Annotated in this window: 2 protein-coding genes; both read right to left on the bottom strand. The window is 26.5% G+C overall.

Going from position 1 to position 2,559, the window contains the following annotated elements; all coding sequences use genetic code 11:
• The coding region (locus tag CD127_RS11925) for a hypothetical protein (RefSeq protein ID WP_206168819.1) at nucleotides 1–723 on the bottom strand (723 nt) is incomplete at its 3' end.
• A 6-nt stretch (nucleotides 724–729) separates the two neighbouring features.
• Nucleotides 730–2,559 (bottom strand): Dam family site-specific DNA-(adenine-N6)-methyltransferase (locus tag CD127_RS11920; RefSeq protein ID WP_206168818.1); only part of this gene is annotated, 1,830 nt, incomplete at its 5' end.

Below are 2,559 nucleotides of genomic sequence, written 5' to 3'. Positions count from 1 at the left end.
ATCTTGAGCAGTTGAAGATTTTCTATTGGTAAAAAGAAAATTAAATTTTTCTCGATTTAACGGTTCTTTTAAAAATAAATCTTTAGCAGTTAAATCATTTGTAGTTTCTGGAAAATTTCTATTTATAAATTCAGAAAATAGCTCAATGTTATCATTTACCTTTTTATAATCTTTAATTATATTTTTTATTTTTTGGTTACTAAACGAAGGATGAATTAGATGAATTATAGTTAAAAAATCCAGTTGTGGAATATTTTGGTAATTTTTAACCATTTCTAATGCAACACGAAAAGGATAAAAGTAATCTTTTTTATTTGATGAATAAATTTTTAATTTTAATAATTGACGAGTAAAAAGCAAATTGTTTATATCAATACCGAGAGAGCGTTCGATATCATCTCTACGCAGGGTATCTTCATTTATCCAATTATTTGCTACTTCAGAAAGTTCTCTTTGTGGATTAGTTAAACCAATTTTTACTAAAGCATTTGTAAGAGTTCGACCTCTTTTTTCTGGATCTTCCTCATTATTCCTAGAAAATAAATCTGTTTCTACTAAAACTTTTTCATAAAATTTAGCTTGTGAGTTTTTATCCCATTGTTTATATTTTAAATTTATTTCTTGTAAGTAGGGTAATAAAGTCTTGTAATCGTCAATTAGTGCTTTTCTTCTAAAACTAGTATCGCCCAAATTAAAAGTTTCGGCAGTTTTTTTAAGTTTCATTAATTTTTACCTCTCATAGTTTGTTACCAATACTTCTACGGTTTTGCTTTGTTTTGCTTTGGATTGATAGTTACTATTATTATAATTGTAATTTAGTTCATATAGATTATATTTTGAAGCCCAATTTTTAAGAATATCATTTACTTTTCCTTTATGTTCTAAGACATTAGAAAGAGCAAACTTGATATTTTTTTCATTGGCTTTATCAAGGTATTCATATAAATCTTGTTCATCTTGCTCAGACCATCCGCCATTTTCATTATAGGCTGCATTTGTTATTAGATATGGTGGATCAGCGTAAATAAAGTCACCTGCTTTTATATTTATTTCACGAAAATCTTTTGAAGTATAATTTACATTTCCACATTTTAATACTTCTACAAATTTTCTAAGTTTTTCTTCCATTTTTTTATTGAAATCACGTTTGCCTACAGGAAGGTTATAGTTTCCTTTTGAATTAAAGCGAATCTGATTATTAAAACCAAATATTACAAGTAAATAAAACAAAACTGTGGAAGAAGAGGAATTATAATCATTTCTCAATTTTATAAATTTTTCTTTATTATATTTGCCTAAACCATCAGCACTATTAGAGGAATAAAATTTATATCCATATTTTTTAGTATTAGATAAACCATAATCTTTTATTTTTTTTTCGATCTCTTCAATAAATATATCAATATCAATATTAGATATATCTTGAAAGAATTCAATAACATGATGTTCTTTATCATTCATAAGATATTGATTAGCGTATTTATTTTTAATCATATTCACCGTAACACTGCCTCCACCTGAAAAAAGATCAACAAATCTATTTGATTTTGATGGAAAATGGGCTTTTAATTGAGGTAACAACTTTTGTTTACCCCCAGTATAATTTAGTGGAGATTGGATAATATTATCATCGATAGTACATAAATAAAGCAACTCTTTATGATTTTCTATTTTTGATTTCCCAGTTGTAAAAGCATTGAAATCAATATCGAAGATTTTTACTTCTCCACGCTTTTTCAAAGCTGCTATGATTTCTTCATTTGAAATTTTTGCGTTAGAACGAGAATTACCCTTTTTAGCCATATTATTATAAGAAACTAAAATATAACGGGCATTTATATTTTGAATTAAATCTTCAAATACTTGAGGAGCTTTTGATTTATTATAATTTGATGATTTTTCAGAACGATTAACTGCTTTCATAGCAATACCCTCAACTTCAGGTTTTTTCCATTCCATAACATTTTCAAGAACATGATATGCGCTTTCGTAACCTCTTGAATTATATGGAGTATCAATATATACCAAATCTGCTTTAATTTTTTTTACTAGCTGATTTGCATCTTCATTAAAAATTTCATTTCGTGAATTTTTATTGAATTCAGGGACTTTTAAATAAATGGGATGAAATGTATCCATTTTCTTTCTGTATGCATCAAAATGACCAACAGTATTTGCTACTTTATCCATTGAATATAGTAGAGACGTTAAGAGAAATGCTTTTTCACGTTTATTAATATCGTTATAAGTATCAATTTTTTCTCTTATGGCATCAATTTTTTTAGAATTTTCAATTGAAAAATATTTATTTCCGAAATTTTTATAAACATACCCAGAAATACCACTTAAATTATTAAGTTCTGTTATTTTGAAACGGATTTTCTTTTCATCAATTTCTTCATTACCAAACCATGTTTGATAAGAAATATAATTACTAGTGAGAATGTCGTTAACAATAATTTTCTTACCTTGTTTATTAAATAAATCTGCAACGACCCCTGTGCCGCCAAATATGTCCGCTACTGATTTTACGTTTTTAGTATGTTTAGTCACAATTTC

This window comes from Staphylococcus petrasii (assembly GCF_002902565.1).
Classification (GTDB): Bacteria; Bacillota; Bacilli; order Staphylococcales; family Staphylococcaceae; genus Staphylococcus; species Staphylococcus petrasii.
Note: the sequence above shows the minus strand (reverse complement) of the source record. Positions and strands in the feature narration are given on the sequence as shown.